A 17,282-nucleotide genomic window follows, 5' to 3' on the forward strand; every position below is an offset into this window, starting at 1 on the left:
ATGGCATGATCTGGCCGTCATGACGAATGCCCGGTCGCCGCTGCGCACCCTGCGGGCCGCGATGTTCGCGGCGTTGTGCGTGGCTTTGGCCGCGGTGGGGCATTCGTCCATGTCCGGGCATGACATCCCCCTGCCCGTCCTGCTCGCCGCCTTCGCCGCCACGGGGTTCGTGGCCTGGTGTGCGGCCGGACGGCAGCGCGGGGCCGCCGCCATCGCGGGCGGCCAGGTCGCGGCCCAGGGCGCCCTGCACGTGCTGTTCGCCAAGACCCAGCCGATGACCGGGATGACCGGCATGACCCCAGCGTCCGGGGCGGCGCACGCGCCGGACCCGATGTCCATGCCCACGATGACGTGCGGGGCGCGGTACGCCCACCTCATGCCCGACCCGCCCGACGGCCATGCCATGCAGGACATGCCGGGGATGGCGTCCATGGCGGGGGACTCCATGACCGGGGCCGCCGACCAGGCACACGCCCTGGTCATGGACGCCGCCGCGCACACCATGTCCGGCGGCATGCTCGCCGCCCACCTTCTCGCCGCCCTGGTCTGCGGGCTGTGGCTGTGGCGTGGTGAGACCGCCGCCTTCCGGCTGGCCCGGGCCGTCGGCGCGCTCGGAGCGCTCGCCGCGCGACCGCTGCGGCGCGCCCTCGCCCTCGTACGGACCTGCGTGCCCGCGCCGTCGCGGCCCGCACGCCGACCGCGGCCGCACCACCGCCCGCGCCCGAGGCTGCGTGGGGCGGTACACAGCCATGCCGTCATCCGGCGGGGACCGCCGGCCCGGGGACGCACCCGAGCCACGGCCCCCGGCCGACCCGCCTTCGCCTGATCCGGCACAGGCGTGGCCAGGGGTCCCTTCACCCATGCCCACGCCGATCGTCAGGATCCTCATGTCCGTCGACACCCCATCGCGGGAAACCGCGCCACCCTCCACCGCGCGGCCCTCGACCTGGGCCGCACTCCGCCCGCTCGCACTGCGGCTGCACTTCTACGCCGGAGTGCTGATCGCCCCGCTGCTGTTCCTGGCCGCCGTCACCGGCCTGCTCTACGCGCTGTCCTTCCAGGCCGAGAACGTGCTGTACCGGCACGAACTGCGGGTCCCCGTCGGCGAGGCGGTGCAGCCGCTCACCGCCCAGGTCGCCGCCGCGAAGGCGGCCCACCCCGAGGGCGAGGTGACCGCCGTCTGGCCCGCGCCCGAGGAAGGCGCCACCACCCGTGTCCTCATGAAGGCTCCGGGTCTCGCCGAGGACGAGTCCCTGGCCGTGTTCGTGAACCCGTACACCACCGAGGTGCGCGGCGCGCTCCCCAGCACCGGAAGCTCGGGCGCGCTGCCGCTGCGCAGCTGGCTCTCGTCCTTCCACGCCGACCTCAAGCTCGGCGAGGCGGGCCGCAACTACAGTGAACTGACGGCCAGTTGGCTCTGGGTCGTCGCTCTCGGCGGCGCCCTGCTGTGGATCGGCCGGCGTCGGCGGTCCCGGCTGCTGCGCCCCGAGCGCGGCGCCACCGGCCGCCGCCGCACCCTGTCCTGGCACGGGTCGGTCGGCCTGTGGGCGGTGGTCGGCCTGGTGCTGCTCTCCGCCACCGGACTCACCTGGTCGCGGTACGCGGGCGAGAACATCGCCGAGCTGAAGGACCGGCTCGGCGGCGCCACCCCCACCGTCGCGGCGGCCACCGCGGGCGGCATGGGCGCGGGCGGCCACGAGCACCACGAGGGCATGGTGATGCCGCCCGCCGCGCCCACCGCGCTCACCCTCGACCAGGTGGCCGAGACCGCGCGCGCCCAGGGCGTGCGGGCGAGCATCCAGATCAGCCTGCCCGGCGCGGGCAAGGGCTTCGTGGTGCGCGAGCGCGACACCGAGTTCCCCGTGCACCTCGACTCGGTGGCCATCGACCCCGCCGACGGCAAGGTTCTGGACGTGCTGCGGTTCTCCGACTATCCGCTCCTGGCCCAGCTGACCCGCTTCGGCATCGACGCGCACATGGGTGTCTTCCTCGGCCTGCCCAACCAGCTCGCCCTCGCGGCGCTCGCCGTGGCGCTGATCGCGCTCATCGGCTGGGGCTACCGCATGTGGTGGCAGCGCAGGCCCACCAGGGAACGCGCCCTCGGAGTCGGCCGCCCGCAGCCGCGCGGCGCCTGGCGCAAGGTGCCGCTCGCGGTGCTGCTCGCGCTCGGGGCGGCGACGGCGGTGGTCGGCTGGTTCGTCCCGCTCCTCGGGATCAGCCTGCTGGCGTTCCTCGCCGTGGACGCCCTGCTCGGCCTGCGCGCCCGCACACGGGCCGCACGTACGTCCTGAACCCGGCCGGGCCCGCACGCGGTTGACGCGTGCGGGCCCCGCGGGGCTACGCCGCGGCGACCCGGAGGATCGCCCTCATCTGGGCCACGATGTCCAGCCGGTTCCGGACGAACCCGGGGTCCGTCACCGTGCCCGTCGCCGGGTCGGTGTTCCCCGGCCCGAACTGCAGCACCGGCGTGTGCACATGGCCGCCCGGGATGCTCAGGCCCAGCCGGTCGCGGAGCAGGGTGGCCCGGTAGGCGATCTCGTTGGAGAGGTAGTCGCCGCCGCCCCCGGCCCGTGCGGTCGAGCCCGGCGTCGGCCCGTCGGGCCGGTCCACCGGCTCCGTAGCCCCGGCCGGGATCTCGGTCACCCCGGTGTGGTCGTACACCGGGAAGCGGCCGGTGGGCGCGGCCACGATGTCCTGGTACGGCAGCGTCGTCCGGGTCCACTGCGGCTGGGTCGCCGGGTCGCTCACCGGGACCAGGCCGGTGCTCGACGCGTTGTCGTTGTCCCAGAAGCCACCCCGCCAGGCCCCGTTGAACCGCTCGACGTCGACGCGGCCGACGCGGCCCTGGCTCACGGTGGTGAAGACGTCCACCTTCGGCAGCACCGGCGCCAGCGCCCGCTCGACCACGCCGTCGGCGAAGTCCTGCCAGCGCACCGGGAAGGTCACCGTCTCGATCCGGGCGAGCTGCCCGTCGGCGGTGCGGATCCAGGTGCCGTCCAGGGCGAGCGCGGTCGCCCCCGACGGGTTGCTGATCCGGATGTCCCGGTCCAGGGTGAACGGGTCGAAGCCGGTCAGCAGGATCTTCTTGAAGCCCTTGCCCCGCGGATAGTCGACGGTGCTCTGCCCGCGCGAGGTCTGCTCCAGCCGGTCCAGGAGGGCTGCTCGGTCCGCGTCGGACAGGCCGAACTCCGGCTGCCAGAGCCGCAGTTCACGGGTCAGGCCGAGCCGGGCCCAGTACAGCGGGCGGTCGTCGTCGCGACTCAGGTCGCCGCCCGCGGGGCCCCGGCCCTGCACCCGGTCCACCGCCCGCCGCCACAGCCGCGTCCCCTCGCGCTCGACGAGCCGCCGGGCCGCGCCGTAGGACCGGGCGGTCTCCAGGGTGCGGGTGAACTCCGGGGCCACGTCCGCGAATCCGCTGCGCGCCAGGATCTCCTTGGGCACGGGACCGTCGAGGCGCTGCTCCTCGACACTGGCCTGCCGGGGCGCGGTCGCCGCCTGCGCGGGGGCCGGGCCGAGCAGCGTACAGAACGTCATCGCCGCGAGCGCCCACCCGAGCCGCGCCACCCGTACACGTCGTCGCACCACAGATCCTTCCGTCGAAGTCCGGTGGCGCCCAGTATTCGCACGGAAGTCCCGTGTGGATAGAGGGACTTATGAGCCGTCGGTGGCGCCGGTGGTCCCCAGCAGGGCCACGAAGTCCTGGAAGGCGGCCGCCATGTCCACCGATTCGGGGTCGAGCAGCCACTGGTACTGGAGGCCGTCCATCACCGCGACGAGCAGCGGGGCCGCCCGCTGGGGGGTGAGCCCGCCGGGGAGCCGGTCGCCGTACTCGGCGCGCAGCACCGCGGTCATCTCCTCACGCACCTGCGCGTAGCGGCGCGTGAAGAAGGGGCGGGCCGGGTGCTCGTCGGTCACCGATTCGCCGAGCAGCGCGGAGAACGTCTGGACGACGCCGGGCCGCATCGCGTTGTACTCGACCAGCGACGCGAGCAGTTCCAGCCGCCAGCCCTCGGCCGAGGCGCGCCGCCCGCCGGTGTCCCACTGGTCCCGCTCCTCCAGGACGGCGACGAGCAGGGCCTCCTTCGTGGGGAAGTAGTGGAGCAGGCCCTGCTGGGTCAGGCCGACCCGCTCGGCGACCGCGCCGAGGGAGGCGCCCCGGTAGCCGCGCTCCGCGATGACCTCCAGGGTGGCCCGCAGGATGTCCGCGCGCCGTTCCTCGCTTCTGGCGCTCCTGGTCCTCGCCATGCCTGCCCCCGCTTCGTGCCGGTCCGTCGGTGTTCCGAGAGGACCGTACGGCATTCGATTGTCACGGACGGATAACTAACCCTACCGTTCTACAGGTAGCCGGGTCACCATGGACCCAGCAGCGGACTTCGACGAGGAGGTACGGCCGTGGCAGACGCACCTGTTTCCACCCCCGACTACAGCGAGGCCGTGGAGACGGCGCTCGGCAAACTCGATCTGGAGGCCAAGGCCCGGCTGCTCGCCGGGCAGGACATGTGGTCGCTGCCCGCGCTGCCGCAGATCGGGCTCGCCTCCCTGGTGATGTCCGACGGGCCGATCGGGGTGCGCGGCGTCCGCTGGAGCGCCGACGACCCGTCCGTCGCCCTGCCCTCGCCCACCGCGCTCGCCGCCACCTGGGACCCGGAGCTCGCGCGCCGGGCCGGCACCCTGCTCGCCCAGGAGGCCCGCCGCAAGGGCGTCCACGTGCTGCTCGCGCCGACCGTGAACCTGCACCGCTCACCGCTCGGCGGCCGGCACTTCGAGTGCTACTCCGAGGACCCCTGCCTCACCGGCGAGATCGCCTCCGGCTACGTCAAGGGCGTCCAGGGCGGGGGCGTCGGCACCACCGTCAAGCACTTCGTCGCCAACGACGCCGAGACCGACCGCTTCACCGTCGACAACATCGTCGCCCCGCGCCCGCTGCGCGAGCTCTACCTCGCCCCCTTCGAGGCCATCGTCGAAAACGCCCGCCCCTGGGGCATCATGGCCGCCTACAACCAGGTCAACGGCACGACGATGACCGAGCACCGCCACCTCCAGAACGAGGTGCTGCGCGGCGCGTGGGGCTTCGACGGGTTCATCGTCTCCGACTGGATGGCCGCCCGCTCTACCGTGGGGGCGATCCTCGGCGGGCTCGACGTCGCGATGCCGGGCCCCAGGACCGTCTACGGCGACGCCCTCGCCGCCGCCGTCCGCGAGGGCCACGTCGACGAGTCGGTCGTCGACGACGCGGCGCGCAACGTGCTGCGGCTCGCCGCCCGCGTCGGCATCCTCGACGGTGTCGACGCCGCCGTCACCGAGCTCCCCGCCGCCGTCGACGGCCCGGCGCTGGCCCGCGAGATCGCCCGCCGCGCCTTCGTCCTCGTCCGCAACGAGCACGACGCCCTGCCCATCGACCCGGCGCGCGTGCGCACCGTGGCGCTCAGCGGCGCCGCCGCCCGCGACGCGCGGGTGCTCGGCGGCGGCTCGGCCACCGTCTTCCCCGAGCGGGTCGTCTCCCCGCTCGACGGGCTCACCGCGGCGCTGCCCGAGGGCGCGCTCACCTACACCGTCGGCGCCGACCCGAGCGACGAACCCGCCCCCGCCGACCAGGGGTTCGAGCTCCGCGCCGTGTGCCGCGACGCGGCGGGCAACGTGCTCGGTACGGGCTCGCTGCCCACCGGCCAGGTCCAGTGGATCGGCGACGACCTGCCCGCCGGGGTGACCCACGAGGCGCTGCACTCCGTCGAGGTCACCGGCACCTTCACCCCGCGCGAGAGCGGCGAGCACGCCTTCGGCACCCGGGGCATCGGCGCCTTCGCCCTTCGCGTCGACGGCCACACCCTGTGGGAGGGGACGCAGCCGATGGGCGACGCGTCCGACCCCTTCGAGGCGTTCTTCGGCGCCCCCGCCGAACGCGGCCGCGCCCACCTCAGCGAAGGCGTCCCCGTCGAGGTGTCCCTGCGGCACACCGTGCACCGCGGCGCCGATGTCCCGCTCACGGCCGTGATGTTCTCGCTCACCCACCTCGGACCGCGGCGCGACCCCGACGAGCTGATCGCCGAGGCGGTCGAGGCCGCGCGCTCGGCCGAGGTCGCCGTGGTGGTGGTCGCCACCACCGACCGCGTCGAGTCCGAGGGCTTCGACCGCCGCGACCTCCGGCTGCCCGGCCGCCAGGACGACCTCGTCCGCGCCGTCGCCGCCGCCAACCCGCACACCGTGGTGATCGTCAACTCCGGCTCACCGGTGGAGCTCCCGTGGCGCGATGACGTCGCCGCGGTGCTCCTCAGCTGGTTCCCCGGCCAGGAGGGCGGCGCCGCCCTCGCCGACGTCCTGCTCGGCCACGCCGAACCGGGCGGCCGCCTCCCCACCACCTGGCCGGCCGCGCTCGCCGACGCCCCCGTCACCGAGGTCCGCCCGACGGGAGGGCAACTCCCTTACGAGGAAGGGCTGTTCATCGGCTACCGCGCCTACGACCGGGCGGGTACGCGGCCCGCCTACCCCTTCGGGCACGGGCTCGGCTACACCAGCTGGGAGTACGAGTCCCTGGAGGTGACCCCCACCCAGGCCAAGGTCCGCGTCCGCAACACGGGTGCGCGCACCGGCCGCGAGACCGTCCAGATCTATCTCGTGCCGGTCGCCGACACGGTGGAGCGACCGCGGCGCTGGCTGGCCGGGTTCGCCTCCGTGGAGGCCGGTCCTGGCGAGGCGGTGGAGGTCGAGATCCCGCTGCGGGGGCGGGCGTTCGAGATCTGGGACGAGGAGGCGGGGGAGTGGGTCTTCGTACCGGGGCAGTACGAGGTGCGGGCCTGCCGTTCCTTGGCGGACGTGTGCCTTTCTGTGACGCTGGAGGTATGAGGGGGCTCCGCGGGGGTGTGGGTCTCGGCTCGCCGTGGCGTTTCGCCGGGTGATTCCCTGCGCCCCCATGGGGTGTTGGGCTCGGCTCGGCGTGAGGCTGAGCAGGGTGATTCCCTGCGCCCAACCCCTCTTTCGGCCTCGGACCGTGGACGGCTGGTCGCGCAGTTCCCCGCGCCCCTGGCAGTGCTGGTGCTGGCCTGCGTGGGCGTCTTCAGCCTGTCCGGCGTTTGAGGACGAGTGCCTTTCGGGCGCGAACGGGGTCTGGGGCGGAGCCCCAGGGGCGCTTTCACCCCCGGAGGGTTGCGGGAAGGGGCGGGGTGGGGGCTCCCGGGGTCCGGGGCGGAGCCGCAGGGGCTTTGGCGGGGGCCCCGGGGCTAGCGGCGGGCCGTCACCGCGCGGTAGGCGATTTCCGCCAGGTGGGCCTGGCCGTTCTTGCTGGGGTGGAACCAGTCCCAGGGACTCAGCTGGTCGCCGTCGAAGCGGTAGTCGAAGACCGCGCCGCCGTCGTAGCGACAGGCGCGGTCCTTCGCGCACACGTCCCTGAGGACCTCGTTGTACGCGACCACCCGCCGGTACACCTCCGCGCGCCGCTCCGTCGCCGCCGCGCCCAGGTCGTCGGCGTCGGCCAGCATCGACCGGCAGATGCCCAGCTTCCAGATCTGCTTGCCCAGCGGGCTGCCCCGCCCGGTCGACCACAACCGCTTCAGATCGGGCACGCTCGACACGTACACCTGGGACTTCGGGGACACCGTCCGCAACTGCCGCAGGGACGCCTGGAACTCCGCGCGGAAGGTGCTCACCGGCGTCATGTCCGAGACGTCGTCGCGGCAGGCGTCGTTCGCCCCGGCCATCACCGTGACCAGGCCGGGGTGCTGGGCCGCGGCCAGACCCATCTGGGCCGGGAGGTCGGACATCCTGGCGCCGGTCTTCGCGTAGTTCCAGCTCTTGGCGGGCGCCTCGGGGCCGAGCAGACGGGCCGCGAGCGAGTCGACCTGCGCGTCGCTGCCGGTCGCCCAGGAGACCTCCGGGCAGTCCGCGAGGACGGTACAGGCGTCGAAGCCACGGGTGATGGAGTCGCCGATCGCGGCGAGCGACCGGGGGTTGCGGTCCCAGGCGGGGGACGGGCTCGGCGAGGGCTTCTTGGTGGCGGACGAGCCCGCCGCGGAGTGGCCGCCCCCGGACTCGCAGCTGGCGGTCAGGGTGAGGGCCGTCGCCGCGAGCAGGGCGGCGGTGGCGCGGACGCGGCGGCTCCGGCGGCTGTCCGGCATCCCGGGTCCTCCTCCGTGCGGCGGGCAACGGTCTTTCGCGGCTTTCGCGGCGTCCTCGCGAGTGAAAGCTTGGTGTTCGAAGGCGCTCCGACCGACATTACGACACCCTGGGCACAGCTCCGCGCGGTAGCTTTGGCCCGTCCAGCCAGAGGAACCACGCCAGACGGCTCCGGTAAATTACATCACGTCACATACTGTCCCTTTTCAGGAGATTAGCTCCCGATGCTGTTTACTGTTGAACCCAGGGGCAGAATGTCAGGTGCTGTCCTGACCGGGAACGGCAGGGGCGCGAGGCCGCTGGGGAAGGCGAACCTCGAACCGCACTGGAGGTCCCGGTGACGACACGTGGAGTTCTCTACGTCCACTCCGCCCCGCGCGCGCTCTGCCCGCACGTCGAATGGGCTGTGGCCGGCGTCCTGGGGGTGCGCGTCCAGCTCGACTGGATCCGCCAGCCCGCGTCGCCCGGCACCTGGAGAGCCGAGTTCTCCTGGCGGGGCGAACCCGGCACCGCCTCCAAGCTCGCCTCCGCGCTGCGCGGCTGGCACCTGCTGCGCTTCGAGGTCACGGCCGAGCCCTGCGCCACCGCCGAGGGCGAGCGCTACAGCGCCACGCCCGACCTCGGCATCTTCCACGCCGTGATCGGCATCCACGGCGACATCATGATCCCGGAAGACCGGCTGCGCGCCGCTCTCGCCCGTTCCGTCCAGGGCGAGACCGACCTGGAGGCCGAGATCGCCAAGCTGCTCGGCAAGCCCTGGGACGACGAGCTGGAGCCCTTCCGCTACGCCGGAGAGGGCGCCCCCGTCCGCTGGCTGCACCAGGTCGTTTGAACCGAGCCCCGCACCGCGTACGCGAAAGGCCCCACCGGCAGACGGCGGGGCCTTCTCAGCTGCGTACGGGGCGCGCTCAGACCGAGCGGAACGCCAGCACCACGTTGTGGCCGCCGAAGCCGAACGAGTTGTTGATCGCGGAGATCGAACCCTCGGGGAGCTTGCGCGGCTCGCTGCTCACCAGGCCCGGGTCGACCTCTTCGTCGAGCTCGTCGACGTTGATGGTCGGCGGGGCCGTGCGGTGGTACAGGGCGAGGACCGTGGCGACGGTCTCGATGCCGCCCGCACCGCCGAGGAGGTGGCCGGTCATCGACTTCGTCGCGGAGATCGCCACGTGGTCCAGGTCGTCGCCGAGGACCTTGCGCAGCGCCTTGATCTCGGCGATGTCGCCCTGCGGGGTCGAGGTGGCGTGCGCGTTGAGGTGGACCACCTCGGACGGCTTCAGGTCCGTCGAGTCGAGCAGGTTCTGCACCGCGGCGGCGACGCCCCGGCCGGTCGGCTCGGGCTGCGCGATGTGGTGGCTGTCGGCGGAGAGGCCCTGGCCGAGCACCTCGCAGTAGACCCGGGCGCCGCGCTTCTTGGCGTGCTCGGCGGACTCCAGGACCACCACGCCGGCGCCCTCGCCCAGGACGAAGCCGTCACGGGCCTTGTCGTAGGGGCGCGAGGCCTGCTCGGGGTGGTCGTTGTTCTTGGACATCGCCATCATGTTGGCGAACGCCGCGATGGGCAGCGGGTGGATGGCCGCCTCGGTACCGCCCGCGACCACGATGTCGGCGCGGCCGGTGCGGATCATCTCGACGGCGTACCCGATGGCCTCGGCGCCCGAGGCGCACGCGGAGACGGGGGTGTGGACGCCGGCGCGGGCGTTCACCTCCAGGCCGACGTTGGCCGAGGGGCCGTTCGGCATGAGCATGGGAACGGTGTGCGGGGAGACGCGGCGTACGCCCTTCTCCTTCAGCACGTCGTACTGGTCGAGCAGCGTGGTGACACCGCCGATGCCCGACGCGATGACCGTGCCGAGCCGCTCCGGAGCGACACCGGCCTCGTCGCCCGCCGGGGCGGTGAAGCCCGCGTCGGCCCACGCCTCCTTGGCCGCGATCAGCGCGAACTGCGCCGAGCGGTCCAGCTTGCGGGCCAGCGGCCGGGGCAGCACCTCACTGGGGTCCACCGCGGCGGGGGCCGCGATCCGGACCGGCAGTTCGGCGAAGCGCTCACCCTCCAGGGGACGGACACCGGAGCGTCCCGCCAGCAGACCTTCCCAGGTCGAGGCGGTGTCGCCACCCAGCGGTGTGGTTGCGCCGATACCGGTGACGACCACGGTGCGATTGGTCGAGCTCACAGGAAGTTTCTCCACGTGTGTAAGGGACGTGAATCAGCGGCGCCACCGCTGGGTGGCAGCCCGAATTCAGGTCCTGAATCAGGCCTGGTGCTTCAGGATGTAGCTGGCGGCGTCGCCAACGGTCTTGAGGTTCTTGACGTCCTCGTCCGGGATCTTGACGTCGAAGCGCTCTTCGGCGGCGACGACGACCTCGACCATGGACAGCGAGTCGACGTCCAGGTCGTCGGTGAAGGACTTGTCCAGCTGGACGTCCTCGACCGGGATACCAGCGATCTCGTTGACGATCTCGGCGAGACCCTCGACGATCTCTTCCTGCGTGGCGGCCATGTTGGCGCTCCTTCGGTGTTAATGCTTCGAATTACGGGCTTCCGGAAGATCCGGAGTGCCTAGGGGAGGGTAACGACCGTCGCGGCGTACACGAGACCCGCCCCGAAGCCGATGACGAGCGCGGTGTCGCCGCTCTTCGCCTGTCCGGTCGCCAGGAGCCGCTCCATTGCGAGCGGGATCGAGGCGGCCGAGGTGTTGCCGGTGGTTTCCACGTCGCGGGCGACCGTGACGTGGTCCGGCAGCTTGAGAGTCTTCACCATCGAGTCGATGATCCGCATGTTGGCCTGGTGCGGAATGAAGACGTCCAGGTCGTCCGGGCTGATTCCGGCCGCGTCCAGCGCCTGCTGGGCGACCTTCGCCATCTCGAACACGGCCCAGCGGAAGACCGCCTGGCCCTCCTGCGTGATCGCGGGGAACTTGCCCGAGCTGTCGTACTCGGTCCACGGCACGGTCTGCTTGATGGTCTCCGACTTGTCGCCCTCGGAACCCCAGACGGTGGGGCCGATGGCCGGCTCCTCGGAGGGGCCCACCACGACCGCGCCCGCGCCGTCGCCGAACAGGAACGCCGTCGCGCGGTCCTGGAGGTCGGTCAGATCGCTGAGCCGCTCCACGCCGATGACCAGGACGTACTGGGCCGACCCTTCGACGATCATGCCCTTGGCCAGGGTCAGGCCGTAGCCGAAGCCCGCGCAGCCGGCCGAGATGTCGAAGGCGGCGGCCTTGCCGGTGCCCAGCTTGTCGGCGATCTCGGTCGCCACGGCCGGGGTCTGCTTGAAGTGCGAGACGGTCGAGACGATCACGCCGCCGATCTGGTCGGCGGAGATCCCGGCGTCGGCGATCGCCTTGCCCGAGGCCTCGATGGACATCGCGGCCACGGTCTCCTCGGGGGAGGCCCAGTGGCGGGTGGCGATGCCGGAACGCGAGCGGATCCACTCGTCGGAGGAGTCGATCGTCTCCAGGATCACCTCGTTGGGCACCACGCGCACGGGACGGTAGCCGCCCACGCCCATGATGCGCGCGTACGGGGCGCCCTTGCTGGGCCGGATCTTCGACATGGCTCTCGGCTCCTTAGGCGGATGCATGCTCGGCGATGAGCTCACGAGCCGCGTCGAGGTCGGCGGGGGTCTTCAGGGCGAGGGTCTTGACGCCGGGCATCGCACGCTTGGCGAGGCCGGTCAGGGTGCCGCCCGGGCACAGCTCGATCAGCGCCGTCGCGCCCAGCTCCTTGAACGTCTCCATGCACAGGTCCCAGCGGACCGGGTTGGAGACCTGGTTGACCAGGCGGGACACGACGTCCTGGCCCGACGCGACGGTCTTGCCGTCGGCGTTCGAGACGTAGGTGAACCTCGGGTCGGCGACGGTCAGGGACGTGGCCGCCTCCTCCAGCGCCGCCACGGCCGGGGCCATGTGCTCGGTGTGGAAGGCTCCGGCGACCTTGAGGGCCACCACGCGGCGCACGCCCTCGGGCTTGTCCACCTCCAGGGCGGCGAGCTGCTCGGCGGTGCCGGCGGCCACGATCTGGCCCGCGCCGTTCACGTTCGCCGGGGTCAGGCCCAGCTTCTCCAGGTGCGGCAGCACGTCCTCGGGCTCGCCGCCGAGCAGCGCGGCCATGCCGGTCGGCGTGACGGCCGCGGCCTCGGCCATGCCCAGGCCCCGCTTGCGTACGAAGCCGAGCGCGTCCTCCTCGGACAGGACGCCCGCGAACGCGGTGGCGGTGATCTCGCCGACGCTGTGCCCGGCGACGGCGCCCGGGGCGACGTCACCCAGGGCACCGGCCGACAGCAGACCCGCGGCGACCAGCAGGGGCTGGGCCACGGCGGTGTCGCGGATCGCGTCGGCGTCCGCCTGCGTGCCGTAGTGGACGAGGTCAAGACCGATGGCGTCCGACCACGCGGCGAGCCGGTCGGCAGCGCCGGGGAGGTCGAGCCAGGGGGTCAGGAAGCCGGGCGTCTGAGCGCCTTGGCCGGGAGCGACGAGTACGAGCACTCTCACACTCTCTCTTGTGGACGGCTCCGCACGCCCGTGGGGACAGGGACGAAGAACCGTCGGGGGAATTGTGGGTGTCCGACAAAAGTCTAGGACTGTGAATCTCCGTCGGCCAGACGCCCCAGGATCAGCGCGATCCGCAGCGTGAACGCGGAGCGCACATCGGACGGTGACCACCCGGTGACGTCCGTCACACGTCGGAGCCGGTAGCGAACGGTATTGGGGTGGACGAAGAGCATCCGGGCCGCGCCCTCCAGGCTGCTCGCCTGCTCCAGATAAACGCTCAAGGTTTCCAGGAGCGCGGAGCCCGCCTCCTCCAGCGGTCTGTAGATCTCCTCCACCAACTGCTCGCGCGCGGCAGGATCGGATGCGATCGCACGCTCCGGCAGCAGATCGTCCGCGAGCACCGGGCGCGGGGCGTCCTGCCAGGCCGAGCACGCCTTCAGTCCGGCCGCCGCGGCCTGCGCGGACCGGGTCGCGGCCAGCAGGTCGGGGACGATGGGGCCCGCGACGACGGGGCCCGCGGCATAGGGCCCGATCAGGCCCTTCGCCACGTGGAGCGGGTTGTCGCTGCCGCCCGCGATGACGACCAGGCGGTCGCCGAGCACCCCGGTGAGCACCTGGAGCTTGGCGTGCCGGGCGGCCCGCCGGATCGCCTCCACGGTGAGCTCGCTGTCGCCGTCCGGCGCCGTACCGAGGACCACGCAGACGTGCTCCGGCGAGTTCCAGCCCAGCGCCGCGGCCCGGGACACGGCACCCTCGTCGGCCTCGCCGGAGAGCACCGCGTTGACGACCAGGGATTCCAGCCGCGCGTCCCAGGCGCCGCGCGCCTCGGCGGCCTGCGCGTACACCTGGGCCGTCGCGAAGGCGATCTCCCGGGCGTACACGAGCAGCGCCTCGCGCAGGATGGACTCGTCGCCCGGCGCCGCGACCTCCTCGATCGCGGTCTCCATGACCTCGATGGTGGTGCGCACCATCTCGACGGTCTGGCGCAGCGTGATGGCCCGCGTCAGTTCGCGCGGGGCCGTGCCGAAGACGTCGGTCGAGATCGCCTGGGGCGTCTCGGGGTGCCGGAACCACTCGGTGAAGGCCGCGATGCCGGCCTGGGCGACCAGACCGATCCACGACCGGTTCTCCGGCGGCATCGCCCGGTACCACGGCAGCGTCGCGTCCATGCGGGCGATGGCGTTCGCTGCGAGCCGCCCCGAGGACTGCTCAAGACGCTTCAGGGTCGCGGCATGCGGATGGGCATTCTTCGCGGGGTGTACGGGATCGGGTGCTGGCACGGGGACAAGACTGCCTTATCGGGATCGCTCCCCGCCGGGCCGGGGTGAGACCTAGCGACAAATGGGGGGCGGCGTCGCGGGGCTGGGGCACGCACCTCGCCGCGTTCTCGTCACTCACCGACGCTCCGCGTCGACTCCCTCCTCCGCCTCGCGATGCACGCACCCCAGCCCCGCTCCTTCTTCCACCCCCCATCTGCCGCTAGGTCTACGGTGGTGGGCGTGATTTCTGTCAGGCGCGGTGACGAGCGCTACCGAGGCGGGGACCCGGGTGCCGGTATCGAGTCCCTGCACGCCTTCTCCTTCGGCCGGTTCTACGATCCGGACAACCTCCGCTTCGGGCCGGTGCTCGCGTGCAACGAGGAGCGGCTCGCGCCCGGCGCGGGCTTCGACGAGCACCCGCACAGCCACACCGAGATCCTCACCTGGGTCATCGAGGGCGAGCTCACCCACCGGGACTCGGCGGGCCACACCACCGTGGTGCGCCCCGGCGACGTGCAGTGCCTGAGCTCGGCGGGCGGCGTGCGGCACGAGGAGCGCAACGAGGGGCGGTCCCCGCTGGTCTTCCTCCAGATGTGGCTCGCCCCGAACAAGCCGGGCGGTGAGCCCGCGTACGACATCGTGCGCGGCATCGCGGACGCCACGCCCTACGCGGTGCTCCCCGCGGGCGCCATGCTCCACGTCCGCCGCCTCGCGGCCGGCGAGCGCACCGCCGTCCCGGACGCGCCGGGGGTGTACGCGCACGTCGTCCGCGGCCGGGTGCGGCTCGCCGGGGAGCGGCTCGGGCCGGGCGACTCGGCGCGGGTCACCGGGGCGCTGGGACTCGAGCTGACGGCCGACGAGGAAGCCGAGGTGCTGTTCTGGGAGCTCAGCTCCGTGTGAACTCGGCCAGCACCGCGTCCGTGAAGGCCGGCCACACCTCGGCCGCCCACGGGCCGAACGCGCGGTCCGTCAGGGCGACGCAGGCCAGGCCCGCGTCCGGGTCGATCCACAGGAACGTACCGGACTGGCCGAAGTGGCCGAACGTGCGCGGCGAGGACGAACTGCCCGTCCAGTGCGGGGACTTGGCGCCGCGGATCTCGAAACCGAGGCCCCAGTCGTTGGGTTTCTGGTGGCCGTAGCCGGGCAGCACGCCCTTGAGGCCCGGGTACTGCACCTGCATCGCCTCGGCGACCGTGGCCGGGTGGAGCAACTGCGGGGCCTGCACCTCAGCCGCGAACCGCACCAGGTCCTCCACGCTGGAGACGCCGTCCTTGGCGGGCGATCCGTCGAGGGTGGTGGACGCCATCCCGAGCGGCTCGAACACGGCCTGGTGCACATAGTCGGCGAAGGGGATGCCCGACTGCTTCGCGATGTGGTCGCCGAGCACCTCGAACCCGGCGTTGGAGTACAGCCTGCGCTCGCCGGGCGGCGCCATCACCCGGTGCTCGTCGAAGGCGAGCCCCGAGGTGTGCGCGAGCAGGTGCCGCACGGTCGCGCCGGTGGGCCCGGCCGGCTCGTCGAGCTCGATCGCCCCCTCCTCGTACGCGACGAGGGCCGCGTAGGCCGCCAGCGGCTTGGTGACGGAGGCCAGCGGGAACCGGTGGGACACCGGCCCGTGGGTGCCGGCAAGCGTTCCGTCGGCGCGCACCACGGCCGCCGCGGCGGTCGGTACGGGCCAGGTCTCGATGATCCGCAGGCTCTCCATGCGTACGAGCCTAGTCGGCGCCCCGCGGGGTGAAGACCCCGGCCGTACCCGCCGGGTTGCCGGGAGCGCCCGGACGGTGTCCGGTGGGACCGGACCCGCCACGCGCCGAGGGGCCGCCCCGGGCGCGGCAGGAAACACGTCACACAATTCGCTTGCTTGGAGTGCACTCCAAGGTTCTAGCGTGGAGGTCATGACGGTGATCGACAGCACGGCGGTGATGGCGGCGGCGCGGGTCCGGCGGGGCCTCTGCGCGCAGGAGCCGCCCCACCCGCGCCCCGACGGTCAGGACCACTACACGATCAGCGAGGTCGTGGCGTACACCGGACTCACCGCGCACACCCTGCGCTGGTACGAGCGGATCGGTCTCATGCCGCACGTCGACCGCTCGCACACCGGGCAGCGCCGGTTCAGCAACAGGGACCTGGACTGGCTCGCCTTCGTCGGCAAGCTCCGGCTGACCGGCATGCCGGTCGCCGACATGGTCCGCTACGCCGAACTCGTCCGCGAGGGGGAGCACACCTTCGAGGCGCGCCAGGAGCTTCTGGAGCAGACCCGGCGCGACGTGATCGCGCGCATGGCGGAGCTCCAGGACACGCTCGCCGTACTCGACTACAAGATCGACTTTTACGCGGACGCCCGCAGGGTGTCCGGAGTGGACGCCTCCCTAGCGTCGGAAAGGGCCTGAACCCCCATGAGCAACAGCCCCCTTGAGAAGATCAGCACCGTACGGCTCGGCACCGATGGGCCGGAGATCGGCGTCCAGGGCTTCGGCGCCATGGGCATCAGCGAGTTCTACGGCGACACCGACGAGAGTGCCGCCCGCGACACCCTGGAGGCCACCGTCGAGGCGGGTGTCACGCTCATCGACACCGCCGACGTGTACGGCTCCGGCGCCAACGAGGAGTTCCTCGCCCCGTTCCTCGCCGCGCACCGCGACGAGGTGACCCTGGCCACCAAGTTCGCCATCGAGCGCCGTGCGGACGACCCGCACTACCGGGGCATCAACAACAGCCCCGCCTACATCAGGAAGTCCGTCGAGGCGAGCCTGCGCCGCCTGGGCATCGACGTCATCGACCTGTACTACATGCACCGCCGCGACCCGCAGGTGCCGCTGGCCGAGTCGGTCGGGGCGATGGCCGAGCTGGTCCGCGAGGGCAAGGTCAGGTACCTGGGCCTGAGCGAGGTCACCGGCGCCGAGCTGCGCGAGGCACACGCCGTGCACCCGATCGCCGCCCTCCAGTCGGAGTGGTCGGTCTTCAGCCGTGACGTCGAGCGCAGCGCCGTGCCGGCCGCGGCCGAGCTCGGTGTGACCTTCGTGCCGTACTCGCCGCTCGGCCGCGGTTTCCTCACCGGGGCGTTCGCGGACGCGGGCAAGGACCTGTCCGGCGGCGACTTCCGCCGGTTCCAGCCCCGCTTCACCGGGGACAACGCCGTGACCAACGCGGCCCTCCTGGAGCCCCTGCACAAGATCGCCGCGGCGCACGGCGCGACGACCGCGCAGATCGCGCTCGCCTGGGTCCAGCAGCGGGCCCAGGTGCACGGGCTGACCGTCGTCCCGATCCCGGGCACCCGCAAGCGCAGCCGCCTCCTGGAGAACACCGGGGCGACGCGCATCACGCTGAGCGCCGAGGAGCTGGCGCTCCTGGAGCCCATCGCCGGGCAGGTCGCGGGCGACCGCTACCCCGACATGTCGTCCACCTCGGCGGCCCGCGAGCAGTAGGC

The 17,282-nt window shown here is 72.7% G+C and carries 16 protein-coding genes; 7 read left to right on the top strand and 9 right to left on the bottom strand.

Features of this window, described 5'->3' with window-relative positions; all coding sequences use genetic code 11:
* Window positions 1-19 precede the first annotated feature (19 nt).
* On the top strand, window positions 20-826 hold the full coding sequence (locus tag DT019_RS05285) for a hypothetical protein (protein ID WP_223279311.1): 807 nt from the start codon (window positions 20-22) through the stop codon (window positions 824-826).
* Window positions 827-860: 34 nt separating this feature from the next.
* The gene (locus DT019_RS05290) at window positions 861-2,291 is read left to right on the top strand and encodes a PepSY-associated TM helix domain-containing protein (protein ID WP_411292686.1); all 1,431 of its coding nucleotides are present in this window, start codon (window positions 861-863) and stop codon (window positions 2,289-2,291) included.
* Between the two features lie 46 nt (window positions 2,292-2,337).
* Here the strand turns inward: DT019_RS05290 and DT019_RS05295 are convergent, their stop codons facing one another.
* Window positions 2,338-3,585, bottom strand: a complete 1,248-nt coding sequence (locus tag DT019_RS05295; RefSeq protein ID WP_223279312.1) for a pyroglutamyl peptidase — start codon at window positions 3,583-3,585, stop codon at window positions 2,338-2,340.
* A gap of 66 nt (window positions 3,586-3,651) precedes the next feature.
* Window positions 3,652-4,245, bottom strand: coding sequence for a TetR/AcrR family transcriptional regulator (locus tag DT019_RS05300; RefSeq protein ID WP_114035458.1), 594 nt, complete (start codon window positions 4,243-4,245; stop codon window positions 3,652-3,654).
* A gap of 147 nt (window positions 4,246-4,392) precedes the next feature.
* On the opposite strand from DT019_RS05300, the gene DT019_RS05305 reads away from it, so the two are divergent.
* Window positions 4,393-6,840: a beta-glucosidase gene (locus DT019_RS05305; RefSeq protein WP_223279313.1), complete on the top strand. Its 2,448-nt coding sequence runs from the start codon at window positions 4,393-4,395 to the stop codon at window positions 6,838-6,840.
* Window positions 6,841-7,214: 374 nt separating this feature from the next.
* Here the strand turns inward: DT019_RS05305 and DT019_RS05310 are convergent, their stop codons facing one another.
* Window positions 7,215-8,108 carry an SGNH/GDSL hydrolase family protein gene (locus tag DT019_RS05310; RefSeq protein ID WP_114035459.1) on the bottom strand — a complete coding sequence of 298 codons (894 nt, stop codon included), beginning with the start codon at window positions 8,106-8,108 and terminating at the stop codon, window positions 7,215-7,217.
* 335 nt (window positions 8,109-8,443) lie between these two features.
* On the opposite strand from DT019_RS05310, the gene DT019_RS05315 reads away from it, so the two are divergent.
* Window positions 8,444-8,938, top strand: coding sequence for a DUF3145 domain-containing protein (locus DT019_RS05315; protein ID WP_053730596.1), 495 nt, complete (start codon window positions 8,444-8,446; stop codon window positions 8,936-8,938).
* 76 nt (window positions 8,939-9,014) lie between these two features.
* Here DT019_RS05315 and fabF read toward each other — a convergent pair whose 3' ends face one another.
* The 5 genes from fabF to DT019_RS05340 form a co-directional block, all read right to left on the bottom strand.
* The gene (fabF, locus tag DT019_RS05320) at window positions 9,015-10,277 is read right to left on the bottom strand and encodes a beta-ketoacyl-ACP synthase II (RefSeq protein WP_114035460.1); all 1,263 of its coding nucleotides are present in this window, start codon (window positions 10,275-10,277) and stop codon (window positions 9,015-9,017) included.
* Window positions 10,278-10,355: 78 nt separating this feature from the next.
* Window positions 10,356-10,604 (bottom strand): acyl carrier protein, encoded by a 249-nt coding sequence (locus DT019_RS05325; RefSeq protein ID WP_053730594.1) that lies wholly within the window; start codon window positions 10,602-10,604, stop codon window positions 10,356-10,358.
* 59 nt (window positions 10,605-10,663) lie between these two features.
* Entirely contained in the window at window positions 10,664-11,659 is a 996-nt protein-coding gene (locus DT019_RS05330) for a ketoacyl-ACP synthase III (protein WP_114035461.1), read from the bottom strand.
* A 13-nt stretch (window positions 11,660-11,672) separates the two neighbouring features.
* Window positions 11,673-12,590 carry an ACP S-malonyltransferase gene (locus DT019_RS05335; protein ID WP_114035462.1) on the bottom strand — a complete coding sequence of 306 codons (918 nt, stop codon included), beginning with the start codon at window positions 12,588-12,590 and terminating at the stop codon, window positions 11,673-11,675.
* Window positions 12,591-12,679: 89 nt separating this feature from the next.
* Window positions 12,680-13,876: a PucR family transcriptional regulator gene (locus DT019_RS05340; protein ID WP_114035463.1), complete on the bottom strand. Its 1,197-nt coding sequence runs from the start codon at window positions 13,874-13,876 to the stop codon at window positions 12,680-12,682.
* Window positions 13,877-14,095: 219 nt separating this feature from the next.
* Here DT019_RS05340 and DT019_RS05345 point away from each other — a divergent pair, with 219 nt between their 5' ends.
* The gene (locus DT019_RS05345) at window positions 14,096-14,755 is read left to right on the top strand and encodes a pirin family protein (RefSeq protein ID WP_223279314.1); all 660 of its coding nucleotides are present in this window, start codon (window positions 14,096-14,098) and stop codon (window positions 14,753-14,755) included.
* On the opposite strand, the gene DT019_RS05350 is transcribed toward DT019_RS05345, so the two are convergent.
* On the bottom strand, window positions 14,742-15,560 hold the full coding sequence (locus DT019_RS05350) for a serine hydrolase domain-containing protein (RefSeq protein WP_114035465.1): 819 nt from the start codon (window positions 15,558-15,560) through the stop codon (window positions 14,742-14,744). The genes DT019_RS05345 and DT019_RS05350 overlap by 14 nt on opposite strands.
* Window positions 15,561-15,750: 190 nt before the next feature.
* Between DT019_RS05350 and DT019_RS05355 the strand changes: the two genes are divergently transcribed.
* Both DT019_RS05355 and DT019_RS05360 read left to right on the top strand, forming a co-directional pair.
* On the top strand, window positions 15,751-16,245 hold the full coding sequence (locus DT019_RS05355; RefSeq protein ID WP_114035466.1) for a MerR family transcriptional regulator: 495 nt from the start codon (window positions 15,751-15,753) through the stop codon (window positions 16,243-16,245).
* A 6-nt stretch (window positions 16,246-16,251) separates the two neighbouring features.
* Entirely contained in the window at window positions 16,252-17,280 is a 1,029-nt protein-coding gene (locus DT019_RS05360) for an aldo/keto reductase (protein ID WP_114035467.1), read from the top strand.
* The last annotated feature ends 2 nt before the right edge of the window (window positions 17,281-17,282 follow it).

The sequence above is a fragment of the Streptomyces sp. SDr-06 genome (assembly GCF_003324565.1).
Taxonomy (GTDB): domain Bacteria; phylum Actinomycetota; class Actinomycetes; order Streptomycetales; family Streptomycetaceae; genus Streptomyces.

Bases quoted from the DNA above. Each gene is read 5' to 3' on its own strand.
- DT019_RS05285 (WP_223279311.1), top strand. From the start codon at position 20: ATGACGAATGCCCGGTCGCCGCTGCGCACCCTGCGGGCCGCGATGTTC.
- DT019_RS05290 (WP_411292686.1), top strand. From the start codon at position 861: ATGCCCACGCCGATCGTCAGGATCCTCATGTCCGTCGACACCCCATCG.
- DT019_RS05300 (WP_114035458.1), bottom strand. From the start codon at position 4,245: ATGGCGAGGACCAGGAGCGCCAGAAGCGAGGAACGGCGCGCGGACATC.
- DT019_RS05310 (WP_114035459.1), bottom strand. From the start codon at position 8,108: ATGCCGGACAGCCGCCGGAGCCGCCGCGTCCGCGCCACCGCCGCCCTG.
- DT019_RS05325 (WP_053730594.1), bottom strand. From the start codon at position 10,604: ATGGCCGCCACGCAGGAAGAGATCGTCGAGGGTCTCGCCGAGATCGTC.
- DT019_RS05330 (WP_114035461.1), bottom strand. From the start codon at position 11,659: ATGTCGAAGATCCGGCCCAGCAAGGGCGCCCCGTACGCGCGCATCATG.
- DT019_RS05350 (WP_114035465.1), bottom strand. From the start codon at position 15,560: ATGGAGAGCCTGCGGATCATCGAGACCTGGCCCGTACCGACCGCCGCG.
- DT019_RS05355 (WP_114035466.1), top strand. From the start codon at position 15,751: ATGACGGTGATCGACAGCACGGCGGTGATGGCGGCGGCGCGGGTCCGG.
- DT019_RS05360 (WP_114035467.1), top strand. From the start codon at position 16,252: ATGAGCAACAGCCCCCTTGAGAAGATCAGCACCGTACGGCTCGGCACC.